The sequence below is a fragment of the Nitrospiraceae bacterium genome (assembly GCA_020632595.1).
GTDB lineage: Bacteria > Nitrospirota > Nitrospiria > Nitrospirales > UBA8639 > Nitrospira_E.
Genome location: JACKFF010000005.1, coordinates 15,038 through 39,583 on the forward strand (window position 1 = coordinate 15,038; position 24,546 = coordinate 39,583).

Genomic DNA, 24,546 nt, shown 5'->3' on the forward strand with positions numbered 1-24,546 from the left:
ATGCCTCACCTACGCAGCGCCTCCAGGACGGCTGCGGCCAAAAGCGGAACCATCAATTCATGATGGCCGGTCAGCGCATAACCTTTTCCACCTTTTTGGGTTGGCCGCTTCACGACGTTGGTCATCGGCCGGTAGTGCGGGAGAAAATCCATATTCACCGTTGTGATCTGCTTTAAGGCTCGTCCCAGATTCCGGCCCAACGTCACGGTTTTGAGAAAGACTTCCGGCATCATGACCGCCGATCCCAAATTGATATACACGCCCCCTTCCATCTTCGACACCACTGCGGCCAGCTTGCGAAAATCCAATAACGAGCCGCCACCAATCGCTTCGCCGTTTGCCTGGGGATGCATGTGAATAATATCGGTTCCAATCGCCACATGCACCGTGACGGGAAGACCAAGTTGCGCACCGGCCGCCAGCAAACTCCTTCGCCGATGTGGAAATTGCTTGGGGTACTTCAAAAGATACCGGCCGACCGCTTCTCCAATGCCCAAACCCTCTCGCCATCCCTGTACAATCGCCTCATTTAAAATGCGTCCCGTATCTTCTGCCATGCCAAATCGTCCGGAATCAATTTCAGCTTCGACCTCCTCCGAGGTTTGCCCCAGGTAGGCTATCTCAAAGTCATGGATAATGACCGCTCCATTCATGGCCACAGCCGTAATCACACCCTTGCGCATCAGGTCCACGATAATGGGATTAAGACCGACCTTGGTCGGATGGGCGCCCATGCCGAGGATCACCGGTTTTCCCCGTCGCCTGGCATCAACAATCGCCGTCACCACGGCTTTGAAAGTTTTGCCCGCTAAAATATCCGGTAAGGTTTTAAGGAAGGCTTGAAAGGAACCAGCACGCTGCCAAGGTGAACCAAAATCCGCCAATTGCACTTTGGAATGACGGGTTTGAAGCGGGTAAGTGCGAAGCCGGGCGAGATTCAGCTTCGGAGACGTACCGGTCGGCGATGATTTAGCCCTGGTCACCAAAGAGACGCTCTTCAATAAATTCGCACAACACGTGACCCAGCGTAATATGACATTCTTGAATACGTGCCGTCACCGAAGAAGGAACCCGAAAACAATAATCGACGAGATCTCCGACTTTACCCCCCGTGGCGCCTGTCCAGGCGACGGTGACAAGGCCACGGTCCGTGGCCGCTTCCACACCACGGATCACGTTCAGGGAGTTCCCGCTGGTGCTAATGGCAATAGCCACATCTCCCTTGCGGCCATGCGCCTTTATTTGCCGGGAAAAAATATCAGTGTAGTCATAATCATTGGCAATACAGGTAATGGCAGCCATATCGCAGGCCAACGCCAGGGCAGGAAGGGGATCCCGATCGCGTCGGTACCGACCCACAAACTCCGCGGCAAGATGTGAGGCATCCGTGGCACTCCCACCATTCCCAAAAAGCAAGACCTTTCGGCCTTCACGAAATGCGCGGATCAGCAATTGACCAACTTCAACGACACGATCCGCGTGGGTCCGGATAAATTCATTTTTGACATCGGCACTGGTTTCAAAGGCCTGGATGACCGCCTCAATATCCATCGTGGCCGATTCTATCAGGATAGGAATCAAATTTCACACTGTGTGAAGAGAAATACCGGGATTCCCAGTTGAGAGCATAATATCCGGCATCGGTTTTCTTGCCGGGCTCATCAACCGATGATATAGTCGACCCATTGTGAGTGCCCATATCCCCACCAAAGCACTCCTACTCGCCATTCAAGCCGACCCTACGTCCGCCATCGCCATTATCCGGCACTTGAATCCTGACATGGTCTGCTTTTTTCTACACGAGTCCCATAAGCAGGTCGTGGAATCTCAGATCCCTCCGTCCTTGTCACGCATGCCCCAGCGCTGGGACTGGATCGTCACCCCTTCCCCTACAAGTTTTTCTGCATGCCAGAAAGCCCTGGCTCACGGGCTAGGCCCTTTGTTAACGACCTGGAACGTGATGCCCGGGGAACTGGTGATTGATATTACCAGCGCAACCGTTGGCATGGCTTCCGCCATGGTGCTGACAGGATTTCCCTTTTCCACCAAAGTGCTGTCGTTTCCCGGCCATCCTTTTCCATCTGTAGACCAGGCCGTTGAAACGATCACCAAATTGTTGTCGCAGTCTGAAGCCTCTGCCAATCCTTGGGACGAAGAGGCACCGCATCTGCGAAACGAGACGTGTTACCATTTCAATCATGGCTCGTATGATGCCGCCGCTAAAGGGTTTCACACATTGGAACATCGCATTAGCGGCGGGCTGAAACCCTTTTATCGGGCCCTGGCCGATGTGGCACAGGGCTATGGCCTGTGGGATCAACTCCTGTATCGTTCCGCCTGGGAAAAATTAAAAGGCGGGATCAAAGCCTTGGAACTGGCCTCCGTGTGGGGTGGCCCTCCAGGCATGGATCGCCTCATTCACTTCCTCAAGGCAAACCTCACGTTCCTTGAACGAATCGTGCTCGATTCGAAAGATATTAAGCCGGCGGTGGCTCTCGACTTATTGGCATGGGCAAAACGCCGTGGAGATCGCGGGCAGGATCTGGAAGTTGCCACTCACGTCCTCCTGCGAGCCTTGGAAGCCTTTAGTCAATCCCGTTTGTATACCCAGTATCACCTGAAAAGTTGGGATGTGAATCTGGAGCAACTCCCTGAGGATTTGCGAGAAACCTGTCGCAGGCAATATCTGAATGAAATTGATGGGAAATATCGCCTTCCTATGCAGGCACAATTTCAGGCGTTGGCTGCGCTTGGAGATCCTATGGGGCAACGCTTTGTCACCGATTGGTCTAAAATGAAATCCTTATTTGATGCCGCGGATCATGCGCTACTGGGTTACGGATTTGAACCCATAAAACCCGAACGCTACCACCAGCTCTATGACCTGGTGATAAAATTAAGTGGCGCGGCCCCCACCGACCTTCCAGAATTTCCCACCATGAATGTGTAGGGGAGGCGACCGGCCGGAATGGAGGTTCGGGTCTATTATGAAGATACAGATTGTGGAGGAGTGGTATACTACGCCAACTATCTCAAATACTTTGAACGAGCTCGAACCCATTACCTGGATAGCCATGGCCTGTCGGTTGCCGCATTAATACAAGAAGGAACTGAATTTCGCGTGATACACGCTGAACTTTCCTATCGATCCGCCGCTACCTATGGAGACATCCTGGAGGTCGAGACCACGGTAGGGGCCGATCGACGAATTTCTCTCACGTTTTCCCATGTCATTAAAGATCGCACCAGCAAAAGATTGATCGTGGAAGGATCGGCAACCCTTGTGGCAGTGGATACCAACGGCAAAATCAAACGCCTCCCACCTCCTATCCTGAAAGTCCTGGGCCTCCCCTTAGGGCTCACTACCTCCTGAGATCGCATTCCTATGGCTCTCCCCAATTCTCGACAACCGGGAATGCTGCTGACGTTTCCTCGGCTACTCTATGCGGAAGCCTTGAGACTTCAACAATCTCTGGTCACCCAACGTCTGGAGGACCGTCGTGCAGACACGCTGGTATTGACCGAACACGAACCTGTCATCACATTGGGGCGAACAACCAAGCCTGAACATTGGGAGCCTCGCTGGACCGAACTGCAGCATATGGGGGTCCATCTTCATCAGACCGGGCGTGGCGGGTCTGTAACCTATCATGGCCCCGGGCAGCTAATTGGATATCCGATTTTACGACTTCGAAATTTCTGTCCTGGCCCCAAAATCTATGTCCAGCAATTGGAGGAGGTCCTGATTCGCACCTTAGGGGAATGGGGGATTGCCGGATGTCGGCATGAATCGTTTCGGGGGGTGTGGGTGAAAACATCCCCCACGTGCAGAGAAAAAATTGCCTCCATCGGCGTACGAATTTCCCGTGGGGTAACCATGCACGGATTTGCCTTAAACGTGAACATCGATCTCCAACCGTTCACTCTCTTGGCGCCATGTGGGATTGAAGGCTGTACCATGGCTTCCATGGCAAAAAATCTTGGGAGAACCATAGATTCACACAGGGTGCGGACACAAATCGCCCATCACTTTGGGGAAATTTTTGGCATCACCTGGTTAGAAGAGAATGGACCAGGGTACGGGCAGGAAACAGGATGAGAGGCAGAACATTGGAAGGGTTTCTCCCGTTGTCAGGCAGGCACAAGGAGGGTAATTAAGGAGAAAGCCTGTATCTGCTCATTTGTGACAGCTTGGAGGCTTCAGACTCCCCAACCGCCGCTCACGTGCAGATTGGCTCCCGTTACGTATCGAGCTTCGTCAGAAAGAAAATAACGAACGGCTTGGACGGTATCCTCAACCTGACCAATATATCCTGCCGGAATTTTCTTAGCCATGCCATCCAGCTCTCCCGGTGGCGCGCTTCCGGAATCGATAAATCCCGGTGAAATCGCATTCACAGTGATGCCATCAGAAGCCAGCATTTTCGCCAGAGTCCGGGTCAGAATGAGCACACCGGCCTTAGCAATATAATGAGCGGTCACATGCGGTTGGGCTTCCATTTTGTCCGCGTTGGCCATGCTGAAGGAAATAATGCGTCCAGATTTTCTGGCTTTCATCCCCGGCGCCACGGCCTTCGCGAGATAAAAGATCGGGTGAAGATTATTTGTGAACATGTCCGACCATCCTTCAACAGTCTCTTCAAACAGTGAAATGCGATGGTAGGGCCCTGCCCCGTTGATCAGCGCATCGATCCTGCCCCAGACATTTTCCACATGCTGAACAAGCTGTGATGCCGCAACAGGGTCGGAGACATCGCATTGAATGGCCAACGCCTTTCCACCCCGTCCCTCAATGCCACGTTTGACTTCCTCAGCTTCCTGCTGACTGGTCCGATAGCAAAGAGCCACCCTCCAACCCTTGTCCGCCAAGTCCAGCGCGATACCCCGCCCAATTCCTTTGGCTCCGCCGGTGATCAACACCACACGGTCAATCATTTCTTCTCTCTCCTATAATGTGCGCGTGCCCACCCTGCGTATTCAAAAAGAATTATTGTTCCTTTATTCGCGATTGGTCAATCGCTTGGCCAGCTCCTGCAACACATTTTTAGTCCGAGAAGAGAACATCTGATTCTGCGGATCTTTCGAATCCCGGATACACGTGTGAAGATCCTCCACCGTATCAAGATCACGAAGTTCCGGTAGGATTTTTAACGAGAGGCCCAGCATTTTTACCTTCTGCTCTGTGAGGGCATACACCTGCCCCGTGGACCACGGTATGTTCTCAAACAGTTCCGGCACGGGTGTGCGCAGCCCGATTAAATAATACCCGCCATCCATGGTGGGACCTAACACGACATCATGATCGTGAAGACTGCCGAGTGCCATTGTGAGAAGCGGACCATTTATGCCGGGAATATCCGTTCCAATGACCACAACCGAACGGTATGGGGAACCGAGCGCTTGCTTGAATGCTGCTGCCATGCGCGTTCCCAGATCGCTCCCTATTTGATCCCAGACCGGAATCTTGAATCGAGCCTCCATGGCCCGAAAAAATGGATGATGGGGAGAGGGCGTTCCGGCCAGGATGCAATCATAGCCCCTGAGAGATTGGCATCGCTCCAGGATATCTAAGACGAGACTTCCGTGGAGACTGGCTGCCTCATCAGGCGTGAGAGGCGGGCACAGGCGTGTTTTGACTTGACCGGCAACCGGTGCCTTCGCAAAGACAATAATCGCCGAGGTCGCAGGCGGGAGAGATCGACGTCTCCCACCCTGGCTCTGGTGTGCTGGACGTGATCGACGTACAGCTGGGTCGTTACCGGACGATGTCATAATACTGCTGGAGACGACGCGGATCCCATCCTAGCCAATACCACGCGCGGAGCGTCCACATGCGCACGATGGTGCGGAGAGGGCCCTGCTGTTCCCACCGCCGAAACGAGGTAATGACCTTCACCCGCAGAGACGCGATCGTGCCAACTCGCTTCAACCGGCTGCTGAATTCAATATCTTCCATAAGAGGAATATTCGCAAAGCCCCCCAACTTTTCAAACACGGAACGTCGCACAAATATGGTTTGATCGCCGGTGAAGATCCCCGACCAGCGTGAGCGCAGATTCATAAGCCGGCTCACCATCCATGCATACCCGGTATCCTGTGGGAAACGTACATCAAACCGGCCGCCGACACACTGCGGATCATCCATGGCGTCTGTTATCACTTGCCTGGCATTGTCTGGCATTTGGGTGTCAGCATGCAAAAATACTAAAATTTCGGAGTCGGCCAGAGCGGCCCCGGTGTTCATTTGGGAAGCCCGCCCACATGGACCGGAAATGATTCGATAGCGGGAGTCGGATGTCGATTCCAGCATCTTCCTGGCCATATCCACGGTGCCATCCCGACTTCCTCCATCTACCACAATAATTTCTTCGAACCCCAGCGGTATTAAGACGGGCAACAAAGCCGGCAAAGCTTTCTGTTCATTCAAAACCGGAATGATCACGGCAATGCCCATGAAAAACCTAATGGCTGCCACACAATGAGAAAAACTAAAAACTCAGAACGTTGGGCTACGAGCCGGCGGGTTTCTTGGGGTTTTTGAACATAAAAAACACGACGACCCCGATCGTGCCCCAGTAAATGAGATACTTATGCCAAAATAACACTTCCCCAAAATGCATAAATGCCATCGCGCAAAGCAGAGACAACGCCATCACCGTATAACGGACAGTGAGGTTGTCCACGGAGGAATAGGCCCACATGGCCATTCCTGAAAAATAAATAATCATGGGGAAGATGCTGATTTCGGCACCGGTACTGGCGGACAGAAAAACCTGCAAAAACCCGATAAAGACCATGGCAGATCCCACCATACGCATGGCCACCTGCATCTGCAGATTTTCTTGATCTTCCGGGTCCTCATCCCTGACCGGCGGACGGGGAGGCACTGGCTTGGGGGCAACAGGGTCGGTCGACTGCGGTTGTTCGGTTTCTGTACTCATAGTTACCACTTAAAATGTTTGCTGAGTGTGAGACCCTGCTGAAAATAGGACGACCCCAACGCCGATCCATATAACTGCGTGGGGATATCCCGCATCTTCTCATAGACGACTTTAAAAAACGTCTGTCCGTCATGAATACGGAAAGGCACATCATGAGGGCGGACCTCCAAGACCACCTGGGTGCCTTTCCGGCTGCGGTTGGCATAGCCAAACCCGGGATCGAAGAACCCCGCATAATGGGTTCGCAATTCCCCGCAGGCGGCTTCATATGCCACCATTTCCGATGAATAGCCAGGTGGAACCTGGATTCGTTCTTTGGAGGCCAGGATATAGAACTCTTCCGGCTCCAAGAGCATCGTGGCGGTGGCATTGCGTTTTAGCGGTTCCCAAAAATCAGAGGCGGCGTAATGGCCCACCAGACTGAGATCAATAACATGACTATTCTTTTTTGCCCGGTACCCCACAATCGACTCGGAATGGTCGCTCGATCCTTGCAAATCGACACTTAAAAACAGACCGTTGTTTACCCGGAGTTCCCTGGCCGTTAAGGGCAGATCCGTTTTCCCGGAATCTCCATTATGATAGAGCAAGGGGGTCTTACGATGAACGGCTCGCAACCCTGAATCCGAGACCATGGGTTTCCCAGACAGTAATCGTAACTGGTTGAGGGCCAGTCCAGCCTGCACACGTATGGTAAACGACCGGGGCACGATTTCCAAAAATAACGGGCCTTCATATCCGGCGCGGATTTCATCAAAGCCCATATGGAGATCCGTCACCACGCGGGTAAAAATATCCAACCTCCCCGTGGAACTTTTTGGATTGGTTCGACCGCGGATATCCTTAGGCAGCTTGACCCTCTCCATCAAAGGGACGAGATAGACATGGCCTTTTTCCAGAATGGCACCATTGGTCAGATCCATATCGTACATCACCATATCGGACCGGTAGAGATCCTCAATCGTAAACTGGGATTGCTGATCAGAGGGTTCTGGCAGAAAACTGCTCAGGAGACGGTAGGCCTTCGTTCCCAGTCGTAAATCGAGACTGGCCGGTTGAATTTGCCGGGAGGTAATGGGCACATCGGCCCGGATCACCTGCTGACGAACCAGCGCACGAAGGTGTTGAAAGGACAGAATGCCCGTCTTCTTAGAATCGACCATTAATAGTCATCCATGGCGCCGGCACCGCACATATCCTGGGATGCAGGGGCGCCGACCATGGGAAGTTCGCGCCCGTTTCCCGATGTCGGCTGAGGATAATGATAGGTTTTATTTTCGTAATTTTTTAATACCGCCCCGTTCTCATCCAAATTCAATAAATAATCGTTAGGCAACAGCGGAATCTTTCCGCCACCGCCTGGCGCATCAATGACAAAGTGGGGAACGGCCATGCCACTCGTATGCCCCTGAAGGGATTGAATCATTTTCAACCCCGTTTCTACCGAAGTCCGGAAGTGATTCGTCCCCTTGGTGAGATCGGCTTGATACAGGTAATAGGGTTTCACTCTGGCCAACAACAGTTGATGCATCAGCCGTTTCATGATTTCCGGGTCATCATTGACACCTTTCAGCAAGACGGTTTGAGCTCCCAGAGGAACCCCGGCATCCGCCAACCGACCACAAGCCTCCTTGACCTCCGGCGTCAACTCATCCGGATGGTTGAAATGCAAATTCATATAAATGGGATGGAAGCGCTTAACGATCTCACACAATTCCGGAGTAATGCGTTGCGGGAGGGTCCCTGGCACCCGGGTCCCAAACCGAATCAATTCTAAATGGGGGATGGACCGAAGGCCTTTCAGAATTCTCTCAATGAGACGATCAGGCAGCAATAACGGGTCACCGCCGGACAGGATGACATCCCGTACTTCAGTATGCTCTCGGAGGTACGCCACCGCTCGATCCAGCTCACCCTTTTTAAGAAACCCCGGCTTCCCCACCAGTCGCTTTCTCGTGCAAAACCGACAATAGATTGGACATTGGTTGGTCACCATCAACAACACGCGATCAGGATATCGGTGGACCAAATGAGGAACCGGGCTATCCGTATCTTCTTCCAACGGATCGTCCGGGGCATCAATATCATCCAATTCGATGGCTTCGGGAACGACCTGCTTCCAGATCGCATCCCCTTTACTTTTAATCGTGGCCAGCACTGTCGGGGTAATTCGCATTGGATAGGGCCCGACGACGGCTTCCACCTCCTTGGGATCGACCCCAAGATACTTGGCTAAATCCTTGGGTTTGGTGATACTTGCGGCGAGGACCTTTTTCCAATCATCCATAGCTTAATGATTCCTTTCATCAAGGTTGCTGGAGGGTGGCTTGGTGGCTTCCCCGGAGGGAGTTCCATGGTCTTCGTAGTCGTCCAGATATGCCAAGATATCGGATGTCTCCGTCAACACCGTTTCTCCATGCACCAACACCGGGACGTAATTCTGTCCCGAGATTTCATACAAATTTTTCCGGAAAGGTCGAACATCAGGCACAACTTCATCTTCATAGGGCAGACCCAACTCAGCCAACCTCTCGCGGACGACTTGGCATTCCGGGCACCATTCCGTGTGATACAGTTTCATGCGGTTAAGAGTATCAGACATGTCAACTAGGGGTCTTCCCCATGAGAGAAAAAATACACTAGGCCCGAAAGAACCAGGAAATCTGGGCCTTATGGGCTGAGGTGACTAACCATGATGGAACAGGGAGCCATGACCGCATCCCGCATGCCATGAATAATTTTTTTATCTTTGGGACACACCGTCGCCAGAACACCGCCCAGCTCGGCCTGTCCCTCGGTCACGAAATAATACGGAGATAAGCGCGCCCGTCCTTCCATACTGACGACGTCACCGGAGTGGCTGTCATAATATTCAACCATAACCAGTCGCCCTTTGTGAAATGTTTGAAGAATCGAAGGGCTCGTCTCAAATTGATCCAGAGCATGGGATACGACCTCTTTCCATTGGACTTGCGACATATCATGCCCGATGGAAACGCCCCGGCTCCCCCAAGCCTGGTCGGAAAATCCTGACACTTTGATGACATACTGACGTTCTTTTTGGGTGGCATCTCCCAACCACTGCCAATCCGACACCGCACGATTTCCATGACGCAAGCCGGGAATTACCGCAGATGGCGGAAGGGGTCTGGGATCCAAAATCCAGGTCTCGGGAATGAGGGCACGAAGACAGTCATACGTGTCGGATTTCAATTCGCGTTCCCAAAATTTCTCCAGCATCGGATGGTGAAACAAGGCTAGAGCCAGCTTTTCCTCCATCCAGGGCTTATATGGCGGGGTGACCACAACCCGGCCTTTTTTGGCACTGTAGGCAATCAATTCCCCTTTGGGAATATTTTTCAAATCAAACAACTCATAGAACCGGTAAACCACCGAAAGAGGCTGTTCCTGTCCCTCATGGTGAATCCAAAGACCCTCTTCCGTAAATCGAATATCACGGGGATGCCCGCAATAGGCCTCCCAACCTTCCTGCCGGAGTTGTGTCACCACCCACTGCATTTCGGCGCGATAGGCATCAGCTTCATCCGAGACGACAATGGCCACCCGAGGAGGCTGCCCGTGCAATGCCCCTCGTAACATTCGGGAAAACCCTTGAACCAATCCGTCCGCCTGCGGCCACACAGGAAAACCCTGCTGGGCATACATCCGACTCAAGCTGCCGGTTAAGCCAATCCCTCCAGGGACGGAATCAAGTTCCGTCAGGGCCATGGCACCATTGGTGGGAATAAGATCGGGACGAATGACACCTGGGAGGTGATTTTTGAATCGATTCATCCGTGCAAGGGCCAGAAGATCCTCCGGCTTTCCAATATCCAAATATTCATGAACCCACGCCGGTTGCAGACCTTTCAGGCTTTCAAGATACAACCGGTTCAAGGCCTGGTAGAACACCAATAGATGCTGACCTAATGTTTCAAAAAACTTGGCTTCCTCGGTGGAAAGCGAAAAGGGTCCGCATGCCACGCGCCAATGATCATCCTGCCCGTTAATAAATAAACCGTCTTTGATCAGCCTTTCCCGAAATAGAGGATAGGGGCTGTCAGATGTCGACGGACTCAACGGCAGAATGGGGCCGGATTGTTCTACGTGGGAAGAAATAACCGATCCTGGGTTAATCGTGGAAGACGGGTGAAACGGACGGGACACGCTGACGTCCTTCACTCGTCGATCACAAGAGGTTGGACCTGCACGAAATACTTCAATTCGGGCCTAACATGAAAAGCTTGGACCTTGATGACGGCCCTTTTGCTAGAATAGGGAGGATCGTAGCACGCTCTCTTGAAACCAGACAAGGCACGCCCCCGAGGGCAATGGCGGGCCAAGTCGCCATGAAAGTTATTCGCCTATGCCGCAAGCCATCCCCGTCATTCCTGGCCCACAGGTTGTTCCCTCCGCTGTCTGTTTTCGATGCGACGTCTGCTGTCGCTTCCCAGAACAAGACAGCACCCTCAGACCGTACTTTACTAAAGAAGAAATTCGACAGGCGGTCACGCATGGCATCTCTCCCTCTTCCTTTCCTGATCATCGGGGTAGTCAGATTCAAGTCGTCCGAAATCCCAATGATGAAGGATTTCTCTGCCCGGCATTTGATCCCATCACACAACACTGTCGCATTTATGAGGTTCGTCCTCTGGACTGCCAATTGTATCCCTTTGCGCTCATGTGGGATGCTCAACACGAGAAGGTCGTGCTTGGTTGGGATCCGTTGTGCCCGTTTCTTCTCGAGCAAGCCGTGGAAGAAAATTCTCTCAGGAGAGCTGGCCTAGAACCTTCGGAACGGACCCTTCCAAAGACGTTCATGGAACAGGCCCAAAAAGTTGCGACCTATCTGGAATCTGATTATGTTCTACATTGCCTTGCCGTTCATCCTCGATTAGTGACTCCGTTTCAACCGGACGTCGTCGTGTTGCACACCCTCGACCGCCTGACCGCGACTCTTCGGTCCTCCGATTCGAACGACATGAGATGACGGCCACGGACTCGCCCTTTTTCCATTGATCCTTCATCCCGTATAACGATCTTTCATGTCCATCCATCTCAGTCCTTTGACCATCAACGATCAGTCTCGTCTGAACCAGGCCATTGCCTCCACAAGTATCGGGGGGAAAACTCCCTTGAGCACCTGGTCATTTCCACCGCATTATATCTGGAAGGACCTGTTCACCTTTTTCTGGACGGACATTGACGGGTGGCTGTGCCTTTTCGCGGAATATTCCGATGGGATCTTTATGCCTCTTCCCCCCGTCGGGCCCTATTCTGCAATCGGATCCTCCTCCGGCAACCCTCTCAAAGACGTGCTGAGTCAAGTGACGGCATACATGGTGACCCGGAATCGTGGATCCAGCGTTACGCGAATTGAAAATATTCCCGCTGAATTAAAAGAAGAAATTCAACAATGGGGATACAATCTCCTACCAAAGGACTCCGATTACCTCTATCGCACCTCCGATCTCATCCAACTGAAAGGAAATCCCTACAAATCCCAACGCGCCGCATGCAATCGCTTTATTCGCGGGCACCGCATCCGGATTACCCCCTACCGGATCATCGATCGTGATGAGTGCTTCGCCCTTTTTCACCGCTGGATCCATCAAAAGGACGATATCCCAATTTCCCGAATAGGACCCAACGAGGATGTGGCTCGCCTGATGCTTCGAGATGCCGCCCATGCCCACCGAGTAACACTCCAGGAATATCGTGAACTCGGTCTCACCGGGCGAATCGTCCGGGTGGATGAAGCGGTTAAAGCGTATACGTTCGGGTTCCCACGCTCATCGGAGGTGTTTTGCGTCTTGCTGGAGGTGGCAGATCGATCAGTCTATGGTTTAGCCCAGTATCTTTTTCGTGAATTCTGTCGCGAGTTTCAGGCATACCCATTCGTAAACACTATGGATGATTCAGGGCTACCGGGTTTAGCAAAGACAAAACTGGCCTATCATCCCTTTCAATTAGTGTCCAACTACATTGCCCAGCCCTCATGAGTGATCAGGATCTCTCCCCGTGGAGTGCTGGATAAATCCTCCGGCGTCGTGGTCGTCCCTTGGTCATGCTCACGCTTTCACCTGTACGCTACGCCTGCGAACAAGCGCTTACGCCTAACGAACGTCGCAAGCCATACTGCGGCCATCCCTTCGCATGACTGAGGGCGGGACTGGATTGACCTTTGAACCTTCCTTTCTTGCTCTTGATGGTCCCGCCATCAACGGGGCAGGAGGTGAACCGGTGAAAATTTTGAATTTTTCAACAATCTCCCATGGAAATGCATCGATCACACTTGCAGGTTGTCCTCCCTGAAATGACACCCGTATAATGCCCCCTTAGCCGTCCATGTGTTTTGCTGTTTCATTTCTTAATTTGGATGAGAGGTTATGAAGGGTCTTGAATTCGGTATTGAACAATTCCGGGTAACTGAGGAGCCGTTCTATCAAGAAGTGAACGGGGAAATCGATCTGTTCACCGTGGGTGCCAAAAACAAAATACCTGTGATGTTGAAAGGCCCCACTGGATGCGGGAAAACCCGGTTTGTCCAGCATATGGCGCATCGACTCAATCGGCCCTTGATTACCGTCGCGTGTCATGAAGATCTGACCGCCTCAGATTTGATCGGACGCTACCTGTTGAAAGGGGAAGAAACCGTATGGGTGGATGGCCCGCTCACCCTGGGAGTCAAGCATGGCGCCCTTGTCTATCTGGATGAAGTGGTCGAAGCCCGAAAAGATACCACCGTGCTGATCCATCCCTTGAGTGATGACCGGCGGTTTTTACCCATCGAGAAAAAAGGGCAGATGATTCAGGCCGTGGATGATTTTTTGCTGGTGATCTCGTATAACCCCGGATATCAAAGTGTCTTAAAAGAATTAAAGCAAAGCACCAAGCAGCGTTTCATGGCTATTGAATTTGGGTATCCCCCCAAAGACATCGAGACCAGGATCGTGGAGCATGAAGCCAAGGTTTCCAGGGACGTGGCCATCCGCTTAGTCAAATTGGGTGAAAAGGTACGAAATCTCCGTAACCATGGCCTGGAAGAAGGTGTCAGTACCCGACTATTGATTTATGCAGGGACCTTGATGCAACAAGGCGTGGCCCCCGACCGGGCTTGCGATGCCGCTATTACCCGCCCGATTACGGACGATACCGATATGCAACGCAGCATTCAGGAACTCGTCAAGGCAATTTTTTAATCCGAACTGCCCAACAAGCGACAACCCCCGCCTTCGGACAGTCCGTGACGCTCAAAAAGAAATGTAGACGGCGTACTCCAGTCTCTGGAAGTCTTAAAAAACCCCTCCTGATAAGACCGGCCAATTGGATCTTTTTTTAACAAAAATCCATGCACTTCCTACCACCGCTCAAACTATCCCCAACTTAATTGAAGAAGATCCGGGGTTCCGCTGCTAGTCTGTTTGGCAGTAAAATCCCTTCCATTTCCTGACCTGACTTGATTCGACTGGGACTCCAAAGGCGTTGACCAGCGTATTCGATAAAATGGCCTTCATGCCCTTCATTCCAGGCTTCGGTCAACCGATACGGTCAATGGATTACCGGCACACATCATCCTCAGATGCCCTCAACAGAAACAGAGATCGCGGTATGAAGCCAAAAATCACCAACCACCCCATGTATACCCTGCTTCGAGAGGGAAAAATTACTGAATTCAATGCGCGGTTTAAGACTGGAGAGAAGCCTGAGCTGAGTAATTACGATTTCCGGAGTGTGGATCTGCGCGGCATTGAAGTGGCAGGAATGGATTTCCGGGGAAGTTATTTCCGGCAGGCCGATCTTCGAGGAGTAGATCTCTCTCAATGCAATTTGGAAGGGGCCAGCATTCACGGCACCAAGATCTCCGGCACGCTCTTTCCCAAAGAACTCAATGCCCAGGAAATTCTTCTCTCGAACCAGCAGGGCACGCGTATGCGCTACGGCGTATAAATGCTTGTTCTGCTCCGCCTATCACGCAGCAGCATTTCCTCTACGACAGCATCCCACAAACGACAAAGCGCTCCAGGACCCTGTTCCCTCGCACAGGCTCATTCGTTGACACCTTTCGCTCCCCAACTTACACTGCTTTTCCCAAGAATCGGGAAGGAAAGTCTCATGCATCAGCCCCAGAACATCATCGCCATCGTCTATGACTTCGATCATACGTTGAGTCCGCATTACATGCAGGATCACACGATTCTCCGGCACGCCGAACTTGACCCGTCCACATTTTGGAAAAGCTGCACGGCTCTGATCGAAGCCCGGGATTACGATCAGGAGCTGGCTTATATGAAACGGATGCTGGAAGAACCCCGGATCCGGACGCTTTCGAATCAGGACCTCCGTGGCATGGGCAATCAATTATCCTTTTTCCCGGGTGTCCCCTCGTTTTTTGAAGAGCTCAACGGGATCTTAAAAAAGCCAAAATATGAAGAGGTGCCCATCCGCCTGGAACATTACGTAGTCAGTTCCGGACTCAAGGCTATTTTGGAGGGAAGCGTGGTTGCCAGCCAGGTCCGCGCCATTTTCGGCTGTGAATTCGATGAAGAAGATGGGCACATTTGTTTCCCTAAACGGACCATCAGCCACACGCAAAAAACCCAATTCCTGTTTCGGGTCAACAAAGGACTGACGGATTTAAAAGAAGATGTGAACGACCATATGCCCGAAGAAAGCCGTCGGGTGCCGTTCCGACAAATGATCTATGTAGGCGATGGACCGACAGACGTCCCCTGCTTTACCGTCATGAAGAAAAATGGGGGATTCGCCCTGGCGGTCTATAATCCGGAAGATCAGACCCGCCGGTCCTTTGAAAAATGTTATCAATTAACTTTCCACGCCGACCGGGTCCATTTCATGGCTCCGGCGGATTATCGGCCCGGCAGCCATCTCCGTCTCATTTTGGAAAAACACATTGCCGAGGTTGCCGATAGAATTGTCGATAGTCGCCGGCAAGGGGTTGAAGGTTCCCGGGTGCCCGCTCCTCTCCCGTAATCATTTTTTCCGCTTTCTCATTCTTTCTTCTTTTCCCTTCCTTTTTCTCGCTTGATTGCGCAACACTTGTGGGTCAAGTATTGTAAAATAAGAAAAATGGACTAGATGAAGAAGGACTTCCCACCAGGAGGTGGACTATGGACATTGTCGCTAGTTTTTTTATGAAAGTGTTTCGTAATTCTGCCGGCAAATCATGCTTCTTTCGCACTGCGACGGCCCTTATTCTTATTGGTTTGTTCAGCAGCAGTAGTTGGGCAGACGATCCGTTTGGAAGCTCGACCCTGGCACCCAATAAAAACGATATGATCAAAGACATGGCGTTTGACCAAGTCAATTGGAAACGCCCACAAGGCGTCTTTACGTGGATTACGATGGCCACGGGATACGACACACCTTGGGATTCCCTTGGACGGCCAGGTTGGATGACGACGGGGGATGCATATGTGGAGCCGGTTAACCCAGGCGTTTCGGAATTCCCCTCAGACACGCAGATATTTTACATCGTTTTCGAAGCACAACCCTTAGACGCTCCTGGCCAATTCGCAGCTGCGTGGTTTCACATGAATGATGGGCAGGTGACGTCGAATACGCCCATCGGAAAAGACGTGATCGAACTGGAAATGAATCAGCGATCCGGATATTTTCAAATTACAAAGCCGGCAGAGGGATGGAAACCGGGGAAATATCAGGTTAAGATTTTTTATGGTTCTCCAGGCCAAGCGCTGCATGCCGTCAACGTTATCGGCACCATGGAATTTACGATCAAAGGGTAGACTCTCGGTCCTCAGAACGTTTCCACATGGTCCGTAAGTATCCATTTGATGGGGAATACCTCCTCCCTCCGTTTGTAACAGACTCGCCCATCAAGATAGTGGTCTAGCTTAATCCTCCTGCAGGCCCGGCGTTTTCGCACTCCACAAATTTATAGATGGGGAGTGTTGAATAATAAGGATGATCAAAAGTAAATTTGCCCAGGATTAGATTACTCATCAAAGGCTCCGGGTCGGTTTAAAAAAGCATGCCCTGAGTCGTCCCGAAGGGTCCGTCCAACAAGGCCGCAGCCGTTTTTACTCGGTGAGCGTGCGCTTAGAACGTGGGCACGGGAAAATGGCGAGAACGCCGCTGGCGGCTTTTTTCAACAGACCCAGAAGAATCAACGGGAGAGATTGGGTGCGGGGGCCGGAGAAAGCGGCTGGGAATCGGATGGACGGCGGGAACGAAGGATTTCTTCCAGCGTGAGCAGGGCATCTCGCCCGGAATTGGTTTCAAAACCTTTAGACAGACTGGTATCAGCATAAGCATGCCCCTGCTGTTGCGTCGCACTTTGGCTCAAGCTGCCAGACCAGGGGCGGGGATCCTGGGCCCCATGCTTCCGACCCCAGGCCGCCAGACAAGCCTGGGCGATAATCTTGTTAAGGGGCGCCGGATTGTACAGCATCTTTTTGATATTCCAGGGTGTCAAACTGAGCGGGTTGTAGCCCTTCGATAAATATCCTTCCGACAATAATCGTTGCTCTAAATCCGTATTGGGCTGGATACCTAAGAAAAACATCAAGGGAAACACCCGGTCTTCTCCCAATATCGAGGCCACTATTTTGTAGGACTCGATACTTTGAAGGAGGCTCTCTTCTGTTTCGTCCGGGGAATTCAAGGAATAATTGAGAATGACCCGCCCGTTGAATCCCGCTTCCTTGAGATACCGGCATCCGTCATACAAATGTTCAAGTTTGAACCCCATATGCATGCTGTTCAGGACCTTTTGCGAGCCAGCCGTGATCGCGACCTCTAAATCTCCCACTCCGGATTGCACCATCAGCCTGGCCAGGGTTGGATTAATCAGGGAGGTCCGGACGTATCCCGACCATTCAATATGTAATTGTTGAGAGATGATCCGTTCCAGGATTTCCGTACATTGGGGGTAGGCATCCTTGCCGGTGATGAACTGCGCGTCGGTAAACCAAAACCGTCTGGCTCCCCATTGATGGTAGTACTGAGCAATGTCTTTCACCACATTTTCCGCCGGGCGATAGCGCACCCGTTTGCCTTCAATATAGGGATAGAGGCAAAAAGCACAATCATACGGGCAGCCGCGTTTGCTCTGCACGCCGATGCATTCCCCGATATATTCACGGTATTGCGGAAAGATTGACGTGAGATAAGGAATATCCACGGAGAGCGCATCCAACAGGGCCGGCGTATTTTTGGTGCCCTTGGTGACCCGTCCCTGCTCTTTGATGATGAACCGTTCTTCACTCAGAGACTCGCCGTTCAGGACTTTGAGAATCGCGTCCTCCCCTTCTCCCAGAATACCAATGATGCCTTCCGGTAATTTTTCAATAAGCTGATCCGCAAAGGCCGTGAACGCTCCGCCGCCGATCATCATGCCGATTGAGGGAAATTCCTTCTGAATCAGCCAGGGATATGAAAGGTTATTCCGGATATCCGTGTAATAGCGGTACAGGTTCTGCAGGCCTTTAAAGGAGGCCGCCACTCGCTTCAGGGGATTGCTTGCGTAATAAAAATTAAACGCATGCTCAAGCGAGGCATCGCCTTCATGCGGAGAAAAAATTTGGATATCCCGCCATGAAAAACACACCAATTCAGGCTGAAAGGCCTTGGTCACGTCCCGTAATTGCGCCTGACGTTGCTCCGGAGGAAATAAGGAGAGATCCAGAATCTGCTGCCGCACCTCCGGCCGGCGCCGGTGGATGAAGTCAGCCAGGTAGGTAATCCCGGTGGGATAGACCTTTTTACAGGGAAGAAAGACGTAGAGGACGGAGTTCATCGAGCTATTTCACCGCCACATGCACGGCAACAATTCCACCGGTCAGATTGTGATAGTCCACTGATTGAAACCCGGCTTCCTTCAGGAATTGAGCTAGCCGGTTTTGGTCCGGGAAATTGCGTATTGATGCCGGCAGATATTCATACACCCCCGTACCATCCCGAGCCACCTTGGTGCCGATCCAGGGGAGCAAATGAAAGGAATACCAGTCGTAAAGCTTGCGCAGACCGGCTGAAACAGGACGGGAAAATTCCAAGCACACAAAACGACCCCCAGGTTGCAATACCCGGAAGATTTCCGAAAGAGCCTGGGGAAGGTTCCCGACGTTGCGAATACAAAATCCCGCCGTCACCGTATCAAATGTGGCGGGCGGGAAGGTGAGATGCTCGGCATTCATCTGTAAACAGGTAATGCGATTGGCCAAGCTCTGGGACCGGACTTTATTCTGTCCCACCCGCAACATGGCCAAATTCAAATCCGCTGCGATAATTTGGCTCGTATAGCGGAGATGTTGATCCACTAAGATAGCCAGATCGCAGGTTCCCGCACCTAGATCCAAAGCTCGTGTCCCAGGGATGTCAGGAATGTAGGAAATCGCCTTGCGCTTCCAGGAATGGTGCAGACCAAAACTCAGAAGAGAATTATTCAGGTCATAAAATTTGGCAATGGCCGTGAACATTCGTTGGACGGCCTGCTCACGAGCCGGACCTGTCCATGTGGACGCCGCTTTGCCAGGGATGTCGATTTTATTCATGACAGGAACCACCCCAAGGACCTAGCACCCGATCTTAAGTTTTGTCAAGAATGAAACCCTTCAGAAAACTGGAGTGAACAATCAAAGCCTGCTAACACACTGCAGGGAAAAACCGGAGAGGGAATTAAATAAATAGGGTGGTTTCCGCACCGGAGCAGGCAGAAATAATTGCAGGCAAGCCCATTACTTCATCGACCCCTCGAGTAACCGCGTTGGCATCGACTCCCATATACTCAAGTCCCGCGCTACAGGCCACTAATTTGAACTGACCAACCTGACGGGCTTCCTCGAACATGTCCGAAATGAGCGGAACTTTGCGTTCACGGATCAACCGGGCCACTTCAGGGGCCTGATCGGCATATTCCGGAGGAAAATCCAATTCATTTAACCGGCCCTCAGCCAACTTTTTGATGGTCCAGAACAATAGCACCACCATCACGTCTTTCCCCATGGCAGAAGCCGTTAATCCCAGCGTAGCCACTTGATGGAGCTTATCGTAGGTCGCATTATGTGCATAAATGACGAATCGTGGCTTACCCCCCATGGCGCGTCGTTTCTCCACTCATTACCGGAAGTGTTAAAAAATGCCGCCAGCGGCGTTCTCGCCTTTTGGCCATGCTCACGTCCTCCTCCTTACGCTCCGCTCGTCCAAGCAGCTGCGGCCTTGCCGGACGAGCCTCTTTAAGCACTCCCTCATTGTCCTCGGGGAAATTTCTGTCACCCATACGCCTATGAAAAGGCAGAAAATTAAAATAATCAACGGCCCTCACGGTGACCACCCCAGCTTGCGGAGCCGGAAGCCCCTAACTCACAACCAACCTTTTTGAGCAACATAATATTACCGTCTTGTGGGACGAATTAAAGGCTGTGGCTTGCGTCGAGTGAGGGTCCAATTCTCTTCCTCATATAACAAGCAGCATTTCATCCGACCACAGACCCCGATCCGATGGCTATCCATGCCGTTCATGGGTGCGTCAGCCCGACCGCGAGGATAGACGGGCTTAAAATCGGTTAAAAAGCTTGAGCAACAGAGCACCAATCCACAGGTATCCACGCCACTCAGTCGAGCAGCTTCCTCCCGACTTGAAATTTGGCGCATCTCAATCCGGCACCCAAATCGCCTGGCCAGATCTTTGACCAGTTGGCGAAAATCAATCCGCTCATCGGCCGTATAGGTAAAGGTGAGTGATCGCTGGGCAAATGAACCAAACACTTCCACTAACGTCATGCCGAGCCCCAATTCGGCAATCCGTTCCTGGCAAAATTCCTCACCCTCCTGCGCTAATCGCAGCTGGCGCGCAATCTGGCGTTCATCTTCTTCAGTGGCTTTTCGAATAATCTGCCGCATCACCCGCATCGGCGGGGTAAACGGGAGGAATTGAGGAGGAAGGTAGACTTTGCCAAAGGTATGGTCGTTGTCTAAATCCAACAAGACCCAATCACCGACCTTCACGGTATGATCATCGGTCCGGGTTTTTTTCACCTCTCCCAGGTCCCGGACTTTGACACCGACCACCGCCACTTCTTCTGTATATTTTCTTTGGTCTTCGGATTCCTGCACCATGAATCGTTGCCTCCGTTTGCTACCAAGGAATTCTGTGGGCGTGAGGGTCAATCATACCGGACTTACTGGAAGAGGCCAAGCAGGAATTCTGGTGGCTCAGACTTGAGTACTCTAACCCGTTTTCGACCCACACCGGCTAACGAGATTTTCGCAGAAAGGGAGGAGGGGGATGATCCAACTGGTATAAACCGATTGGTGTCAATTGATCTGCCAGATGTGACACCAGGGTTTCCCCGTTGGGTCCGGCTCCAAACACATCAAAGGCCTGCCCGAAATGATAGCGACATCCAAACGGTGCCAGTTCCTGCCTCAGACTTTCAGGAGGATCCCAATTTGCGGTGAGCAAGGCCGTACGGGCCGGGTTACGCCCACTGAACATAAATGATAAATGATCGGGATACCAATCCGCACCCCCTGTCGCATAGGAGACAAAGAGTTTGGCTTGAGCCGTTCGACACAACTCGGCTAAATAGGCATTGGTCAAAAAGCCGTTTTCTCCCACCTCCAACCAGGTTCCCGGCGGAGAGAGACAGGCATAGGCCGCATAACTCCGGACTTCTTTGAGTTGTTGCTGAGAGGCAAAGACCAAGGGAATCGGACCGTACTTTGACACGAGGTTGGCCATAACCTTGTCTTGCAAAGCCGAGCGGCCATCATTGGTCGGCCCGCTATCAGCATGCACCAGCGTGTTTCGCCCCCGGTCCGCCACCAAATAACAATTTCTCGGAAATTCCACATCACATGGATCTTCGCCGAAAAACGGCACGGATACTACCCGGGCGTCCCCTATACGCCAGTTTTCTCCATGAGCCAGCTCTCTGACCTCCGAAAAACCTAACTCTCTCAGAAGGGACAGATAATCATAATACAGCGCTTTCCGGTTGCGTCGACTCGGCACAAAGATCGGCACATCTTTGGGCAAGTGGTACAAAGTGCGGGGATCGACATGGTCATCATGGTCATGGGTGAGAAAAATTCCAGCCGGGCGCGGAAGGAGGTTGGCCCACAGAGACGGCACAGGCGACTCCGCGAACCATGGCATGAGCCAGGGATCAAACCATAAAAAATTATCCTGATGTCGATACATCAACGCCGCATGCCCCAGATGCACGACATCCTGATCCCGCGTGACTTTACGCCAATGTGCCTCAAGGGAGGTGTTGGGAGCGATGGCCAGACAATCATGGTCTTTCAATAAGGTAAAGAGCTGCGCCAATTGCCGTTCAAGATCTCGCCCGCCGGCCTGGGCCACCGCTTGAATCTCCCCCATCGTATGCCGGCCAGTGAGAAAACCAAGGAAATGCCCCACATTCGGCCCGATTGGCCGCTCAAACCCGAAGGGGATCGCTTGCCGGGTGACGGAGTTAAAAATCCGCAACCCTCCATACGTCATCCTGGCCGAGGCTGTGGAATTTTTGGGATAGTCCCAGTGAAAGGTCCCATCGGATTTCCGTCCGCACTGAATATGTCGTTGGAGGGAAGGACGAGATTGCACCACTTCGGCATAGGCATCCTCCAAGCGACGGGGTAATTGAGGGTCATCCACGGAAGCACGTTTGGCCATGATGTCGCTGATGGCGGTCTCGATACCACTCATCATAATCTCATGCACCTGATGAAGACTCCTGACGACCTCCGGGTCCACCCCGCCCAAAAACGGAAAAGGTCCTGGCGGTTCGGTACTCTCCAACTGAACCCAGACCCAAGGATTCAGTCCAACATGCTGCGTGGGATCAATAGTTGTCCAAGGATTCATGGCAAGATGTGGGGGAGGGTAATCTGTCTCGTATGCTGCGAAAAGAAGGAACCACGAGGGGTCGACCCTGCTCTATTACAATTACAATTGGATTGAGGGTTCAAACAACACCTGAATCGTATTCTGATCCGGATCCGAGAGATAAAACGAATAACTACCGTCGCGATGTTGCTTCAGGGGTTTCACAATCGTGAGGCCCTGTGTTGTGGCTTCCGAAAATAGCGCATCCACACTTGCCGGAGAATCCATTAAAAACCCCAAATGATCCAACGGGTGAACCTGGGAGAGGTTAAATTGACCCAACTCTTCAGAAGTCACTTGATGCAGTGCGAGATTGTCACAGCCCGTACTGAGGTAGACATTCCCGGGATCAGGCTGCCACACAACTTTCATATCAAATAGTCGTTCATAAAACCGCTGGGATACCTGAACATCCCGCACCCGTAAGGCCAAATGTCGAAGCCCGAGGGTTTTTCGTTTTTCCTGCATCTCAATTCCGTCAATGGATGAAGAGTGAGACTATATCGCCCGCGAATATTCTCGGAGAAAGGCATCATACCCAGGACCCCGGGATGGAGCAAGTTGCCGAACGAACGTCAAAGAATCCTAAGGTCTGTTGAACATCGCACCTTCGATTTGTATTTCTCCAGGATCCCACCTCCCGTCTCAACGGTTCATAATGAAAAAAGGAGGAATAGTCCACGGCTCTTTCTAGCGACGCCAAAACCGACCCTGTGGAGTCTATGTGGGGCTTCATGCTTCAACTTTCCCTCCGAAACCTTTGACCTAACATTCATGATCAACCGGAATTATGGTATTTTAGAAATCGAATCATTAAAAAATTGTGGGATTGCCGGAAAAAATTGGAGGAAAAAATGGTAGAAACGATGTGGAATCGACGGGTAGGGAATGTTGGGATATGGGCGGGCCTTCTCCTCATCGCTGCAGTTTCCAGCACGGTCAGCGCTTCTGAGCCTCCTCAGGAAATTGTGGGAAAAGACGGCGCTCCGATGGTTTTAATTCCTGAGGGAGTCTTTCCCATGGGCGTGCCCAAGGCAGCCAGGGATGGGGGACTTGACGAACGGCCGAATCATGACGTGTTTGTGAGTAGTTTTTACATGGATAAGTACGAACTCACCAATGGGCGCTATCTTCAATTCGTGACTGAAACCGGTCACCGGACTCCCCAACATCCCACCGATCCAAAGAAAGGACTGTGGAAAGGAAATATGATGCCTGAGTCGGTCACCGACCTCCCGGTCATCAACGTGGACTGGAAAGATGCCGAAGCCTACTGCCGCTGGGCCGGGAAACGCCTTCCCACCGAAGCCGAGTGGGAAAAAGCCGCAAAAGGACCCAACGACTGGCGATTTCCTTGGGGTGACGTTGAACCGACGCTGGAACATTTGAACTTTAATCAATCGTGGCGGGGCGAGGCCACGTTAACCCAGGTGGGTATTTATGAAAAAGGCAAAAGCCCCTATGGTATTTACGATGTGGCGGGCAATGTCTGGGAATGGGTGGCCGACTGGTATGAAGCAGACTATTATGCCAAAAGCCCTGCCCGGAATCCCCCAGGACCCGCAACCGGCCAATTTAAAGTATTACGGAGTTCGGGCTGGCAAGGGGAAACCCCCCAGGTCCGAATTTTTACGAGGATCAAAAGTCTTCCAACGGACCGCAATAATTCCACTGGTTTCCGATGTGCCCAGGATGTGCCTGCACCATCGGGCCACTAAAACTTTCGTCCCT

At 52.0% G+C, this 24,546-nt stretch carries 26 protein-coding genes; 10 read left to right on the top strand and 16 right to left on the bottom strand.

All coding sequences use genetic code 11. The annotated features are described in order from the left end of the window. Window positions 1-5: 5 nt before the first annotated feature. Window positions 6-983, bottom strand: a complete 978-nt coding sequence (locus H6750_10780) for a hypothetical protein (GenBank protein MCB9774793.1) — start codon at window positions 981-983, stop codon at window positions 6-8. Continuing rightward, window positions 970-1,551 carry a D-sedoheptulose 7-phosphate isomerase gene (locus tag H6750_10785; protein MCB9774794.1) on the bottom strand — a complete coding sequence of 194 codons (582 nt, stop codon included), beginning with the start codon at window positions 1,549-1,551 and terminating at the stop codon, window positions 970-972. Before H6750_10785 ends, H6750_10780 begins: the two co-directional genes overlap by 14 nt. A 136-nt stretch (window positions 1,552-1,687) precedes the next feature. On the opposite strand from H6750_10785, the gene H6750_10790 reads away from it, so the two are divergent. From H6750_10790 to lipB, 3 genes are read left to right on the top strand one after another with little or no spacing between them, the layout of a single operon-like run. Further along, window positions 1,688-2,950, top strand: coding sequence for a TIGR02710 family CRISPR-associated protein (locus H6750_10790; protein MCB9774795.1), 1,263 nt, complete (start codon window positions 1,688-1,690; stop codon window positions 2,948-2,950). An 18-nt stretch (window positions 2,951-2,968) separates the two neighbouring features. After that, window positions 2,969-3,373, top strand: coding sequence for a YbgC/FadM family acyl-CoA thioesterase (locus H6750_10795; GenBank protein MCB9774796.1), 405 nt, complete (start codon window positions 2,969-2,971; stop codon window positions 3,371-3,373). A 12-nt stretch (window positions 3,374-3,385) separates the two neighbouring features. After that, complete coding sequence (gene lipB, locus H6750_10800) at window positions 3,386-4,099, top strand: lipoyl(octanoyl) transferase LipB (GenBank protein ID MCB9774797.1); 714 nt, start codon at window positions 3,386-3,388, stop codon at window positions 4,097-4,099. 101 nt (window positions 4,100-4,200) lie between these two features. On the opposite strand, the gene H6750_10805 is transcribed toward lipB, so the two are convergent. The 8 genes from H6750_10805 to H6750_10840 form a co-directional block, all read right to left on the bottom strand. Then, the gene (locus tag H6750_10805; GenBank protein MCB9774798.1) at window positions 4,201-4,935 is read right to left on the bottom strand and encodes an SDR family oxidoreductase; all 735 of its coding nucleotides are present in this window, start codon (window positions 4,933-4,935) and stop codon (window positions 4,201-4,203) included. A 63-nt stretch (window positions 4,936-4,998) separates the two neighbouring features. Continuing rightward, complete coding sequence (locus tag H6750_10810) at window positions 4,999-5,772, bottom strand: TIGR04282 family arsenosugar biosynthesis glycosyltransferase (GenBank protein ID MCB9774799.1); 774 nt, start codon at window positions 5,770-5,772, stop codon at window positions 4,999-5,001. Beyond that, a complete protein-coding gene (locus tag H6750_10815) occupies window positions 5,756-6,454 on the bottom strand; it encodes a TIGR04283 family arsenosugar biosynthesis glycosyltransferase (GenBank protein MCB9774800.1) in 699 nt (232 codons plus the stop codon). Before H6750_10815 ends, H6750_10810 begins: the two co-directional genes overlap by 17 nt. Before the next feature lie 55 nt (window positions 6,455-6,509). Further along, complete coding sequence (locus H6750_10820) at window positions 6,510-6,941, bottom strand: hypothetical protein (GenBank protein ID MCB9774801.1); 432 nt, start codon at window positions 6,939-6,941, stop codon at window positions 6,510-6,512. 2 nt (window positions 6,942-6,943) lie between these two features. Beyond that, window positions 6,944-8,104 (bottom strand): 2'-deoxycytidine 5'-triphosphate deaminase, encoded by a 1,161-nt coding sequence (locus H6750_10825; GenBank protein ID MCB9774802.1) that lies wholly within the window; start codon window positions 8,102-8,104, stop codon window positions 6,944-6,946. Next, on the bottom strand, window positions 8,104-9,228 hold the full coding sequence (locus H6750_10830) for a KamA family radical SAM protein (protein ID MCB9774803.1): 1,125 nt from the start codon (window positions 9,226-9,228) through the stop codon (window positions 8,104-8,106). Before H6750_10830 ends, H6750_10825 begins: the two co-directional genes overlap by 1 nt. Before the next feature lie 3 nt (window positions 9,229-9,231). Next, window positions 9,232-9,543, bottom strand: coding sequence for a glutathione S-transferase N-terminal domain-containing protein (locus H6750_10835; protein ID MCB9774804.1), 312 nt, complete (start codon window positions 9,541-9,543; stop codon window positions 9,232-9,234). Between the two features lie 68 nt (window positions 9,544-9,611). Beyond that, a complete protein-coding gene (locus H6750_10840; GenBank protein ID MCB9774805.1) occupies window positions 9,612-11,030 on the bottom strand; it encodes a hypothetical protein in 1,419 nt (472 codons plus the stop codon). Window positions 11,031-11,307: 277 nt separating this feature from the next. Here H6750_10840 and H6750_10845 point away from each other — a divergent pair, with 277 nt between their 5' ends. The 6 genes from H6750_10845 to H6750_10870 all read left to right on the top strand — a co-directional run bounded on the left by H6750_10845 (window position 11,308) and on the right by H6750_10870 (window position 16,708). Further along, a complete protein-coding gene (locus H6750_10845; GenBank protein MCB9774806.1) occupies window positions 11,308-11,931 on the top strand; it encodes a YkgJ family cysteine cluster protein in 624 nt (207 codons plus the stop codon). Between the two features lie 55 nt (window positions 11,932-11,986). Beyond that, window positions 11,987-12,943: a DUF2156 domain-containing protein gene (locus H6750_10850; protein ID MCB9774807.1), complete on the top strand. Its 957-nt coding sequence runs from the start codon at window positions 11,987-11,989 to the stop codon at window positions 12,941-12,943. Between the two features lie 387 nt (window positions 12,944-13,330). Beyond that, on the top strand, window positions 13,331-14,143 hold the full coding sequence (locus tag H6750_10855; GenBank protein ID MCB9774808.1) for a CbbQ/NirQ/NorQ/GpvN family protein: 813 nt from the start codon (window positions 13,331-13,333) through the stop codon (window positions 14,141-14,143). Window positions 14,144-14,552: 409 nt separating this feature from the next. Then, window positions 14,553-14,891: a pentapeptide repeat-containing protein gene (locus tag H6750_10860; protein MCB9774809.1), complete on the top strand. Its 339-nt coding sequence runs from the start codon at window positions 14,553-14,555 to the stop codon at window positions 14,889-14,891. Window positions 14,892-15,056: 165 nt separating this feature from the next. After that, window positions 15,057-15,935 carry a haloacid dehalogenase-like hydrolase gene (locus H6750_10865; GenBank protein ID MCB9774810.1) on the top strand — a complete coding sequence of 293 codons (879 nt, stop codon included), beginning with the start codon at window positions 15,057-15,059 and terminating at the stop codon, window positions 15,933-15,935. A 137-nt stretch (window positions 15,936-16,072) separates the two neighbouring features. Then, window positions 16,073-16,708, top strand: coding sequence for a hypothetical protein (locus H6750_10870; protein MCB9774811.1), 636 nt, complete (start codon window positions 16,073-16,075; stop codon window positions 16,706-16,708). A gap of 380 nt (window positions 16,709-17,088) precedes the next feature. On the opposite strand, the gene H6750_10875 is transcribed toward H6750_10870, so the two are convergent. From H6750_10875 to H6750_10900, 6 genes are all read right to left on the bottom strand, one after another. Further along, window positions 17,089-18,720, bottom strand: coding sequence for a radical SAM protein (locus H6750_10875; GenBank protein ID MCB9774812.1), 1,632 nt, complete (start codon window positions 18,718-18,720; stop codon window positions 17,089-17,091). Between the two features lie 4 nt (window positions 18,721-18,724). Continuing rightward, the gene (gene ubiE, locus H6750_10880) at window positions 18,725-19,474 is read right to left on the bottom strand and encodes a bifunctional demethylmenaquinone methyltransferase/2-methoxy-6-polyprenyl-1,4-benzoquinol methylase UbiE (protein MCB9774813.1); all 750 of its coding nucleotides are present in this window, start codon (window positions 19,472-19,474) and stop codon (window positions 18,725-18,727) included. 124 nt (window positions 19,475-19,598) lie between these two features. Further along, window positions 19,599-20,018, bottom strand: a complete 420-nt coding sequence (locus H6750_10885; GenBank protein ID MCB9774814.1) for a hypothetical protein — start codon at window positions 20,016-20,018, stop codon at window positions 19,599-19,601. Between the two features lie 294 nt (window positions 20,019-20,312). Beyond that, window positions 20,313-21,038 carry a hypothetical protein gene (locus tag H6750_10890; protein ID MCB9774815.1) on the bottom strand — a complete coding sequence of 242 codons (726 nt, stop codon included), beginning with the start codon at window positions 21,036-21,038 and terminating at the stop codon, window positions 20,313-20,315. Between the two features lie 136 nt (window positions 21,039-21,174). Continuing rightward, window positions 21,175-22,794, bottom strand: coding sequence for an MBL fold metallo-hydrolase (locus H6750_10895; protein ID MCB9774816.1), 1,620 nt, complete (start codon window positions 22,792-22,794; stop codon window positions 21,175-21,177). 81 nt (window positions 22,795-22,875) lie between these two features. Next, the gene (locus H6750_10900; GenBank protein ID MCB9774817.1) at window positions 22,876-23,283 is read right to left on the bottom strand and encodes a VOC family protein; all 408 of its coding nucleotides are present in this window, start codon (window positions 23,281-23,283) and stop codon (window positions 22,876-22,878) included. Between the two features lie 521 nt (window positions 23,284-23,804). Between H6750_10900 and H6750_10905 the strand changes: the two genes are divergently transcribed. Next, complete coding sequence (locus H6750_10905) at window positions 23,805-24,533, top strand: formylglycine-generating enzyme family protein (protein MCB9774818.1); 729 nt, start codon at window positions 23,805-23,807, stop codon at window positions 24,531-24,533. Window positions 24,534-24,546: the final 13 nt, after the last annotated feature.

Bases quoted from the DNA above. Each gene is read 5' to 3' on its own strand.
- H6750_10850 (MCB9774807.1), top strand. From the start codon at position 11,987: ATGTCCATCCATCTCAGTCCTTTGACCATCAACGATCAGTCTCGTCTG.
- H6750_10870 (MCB9774811.1), top strand. From the start codon at position 16,073: ATGGACATTGTCGCTAGTTTTTTTATGAAAGTGTTTCGTAATTCTGCC.
- H6750_10845 (MCB9774806.1), top strand. From the start codon at position 11,308: ATGCCGCAAGCCATCCCCGTCATTCCTGGCCCACAGGTTGTTCCCTCC.
- H6750_10785 (MCB9774794.1), bottom strand. From the start codon at position 1,551: ATGGATATTGAGGCGGTCATCCAGGCCTTTGAAACCAGTGCCGATGTC.
- H6750_10885 (MCB9774814.1), bottom strand. From the start codon at position 20,018: ATGGGGGGTAAGCCACGATTCGTCATTTATGCACATAATGCGACCTAC.
- H6750_10835 (MCB9774804.1), bottom strand. From the start codon at position 9,543: ATGTCTGATACTCTTAACCGCATGAAACTGTATCACACGGAATGGTGC.
- H6750_10805 (MCB9774798.1), bottom strand. From the start codon at position 4,935: ATGATTGACCGTGTGGTGTTGATCACCGGCGGAGCCAAAGGAATTGGG.
- H6750_10905 (MCB9774818.1), top strand. From the start codon at position 23,805: ATGGTTTTAATTCCTGAGGGAGTCTTTCCCATGGGCGTGCCCAAGGCA.
- H6750_10890 (MCB9774815.1), bottom strand. From the start codon at position 21,038: ATGGTGCAGGAATCCGAAGACCAAAGAAAATATACAGAAGAAGTGGCG.
- H6750_10810 (MCB9774799.1), bottom strand. From the start codon at position 5,772: ATGACATCGTCCGGTAACGACCCAGCTGTACGTCGATCACGTCCAGCA.
- H6750_10895 (MCB9774816.1), bottom strand. From the start codon at position 22,794: ATGAATCCTTGGACAACTATTGATCCCACGCAGCATGTTGGACTGAAT.
- H6750_10795 (MCB9774796.1), top strand. From the start codon at position 2,969: ATGGAGGTTCGGGTCTATTATGAAGATACAGATTGTGGAGGAGTGGTA.
- lipB (MCB9774797.1), top strand. From the start codon at position 3,386: ATGGCTCTCCCCAATTCTCGACAACCGGGAATGCTGCTGACGTTTCCT.
- H6750_10830 (MCB9774803.1), bottom strand. From the start codon at position 9,228: ATGGATGATTGGAAAAAGGTCCTCGCCGCAAGTATCACCAAACCCAAG.
- H6750_10865 (MCB9774810.1), top strand. From the start codon at position 15,057: ATGCATCAGCCCCAGAACATCATCGCCATCGTCTATGACTTCGATCAT.
- ubiE (MCB9774813.1), bottom strand. From the start codon at position 19,474: ATGAATAAAATCGACATCCCTGGCAAAGCGGCGTCCACATGGACAGGT.
- H6750_10855 (MCB9774808.1), top strand. From the start codon at position 13,331: ATGAAGGGTCTTGAATTCGGTATTGAACAATTCCGGGTAACTGAGGAG.
- H6750_10820 (MCB9774801.1), bottom strand. From the start codon at position 6,941: ATGAGTACAGAAACCGAACAACCGCAGTCGACCGACCCTGTTGCCCCC.
- H6750_10875 (MCB9774812.1), bottom strand. From the start codon at position 18,720: ATGAACTCCGTCCTCTACGTCTTTCTTCCCTGTAAAAAGGTCTATCCC.
- H6750_10900 (MCB9774817.1), bottom strand. From the start codon at position 23,283: ATGCAGGAAAAACGAAAAACCCTCGGGCTTCGACATTTGGCCTTACGG.
- H6750_10825 (MCB9774802.1), bottom strand. From the start codon at position 8,104: ATGGTCGATTCTAAGAAGACGGGCATTCTGTCCTTTCAACACCTTCGT.
- H6750_10860 (MCB9774809.1), top strand. From the start codon at position 14,553: ATGAAGCCAAAAATCACCAACCACCCCATGTATACCCTGCTTCGAGAG.
- H6750_10815 (MCB9774800.1), bottom strand. From the start codon at position 6,454: ATGGGCATTGCCGTGATCATTCCGGTTTTGAATGAACAGAAAGCTTTG.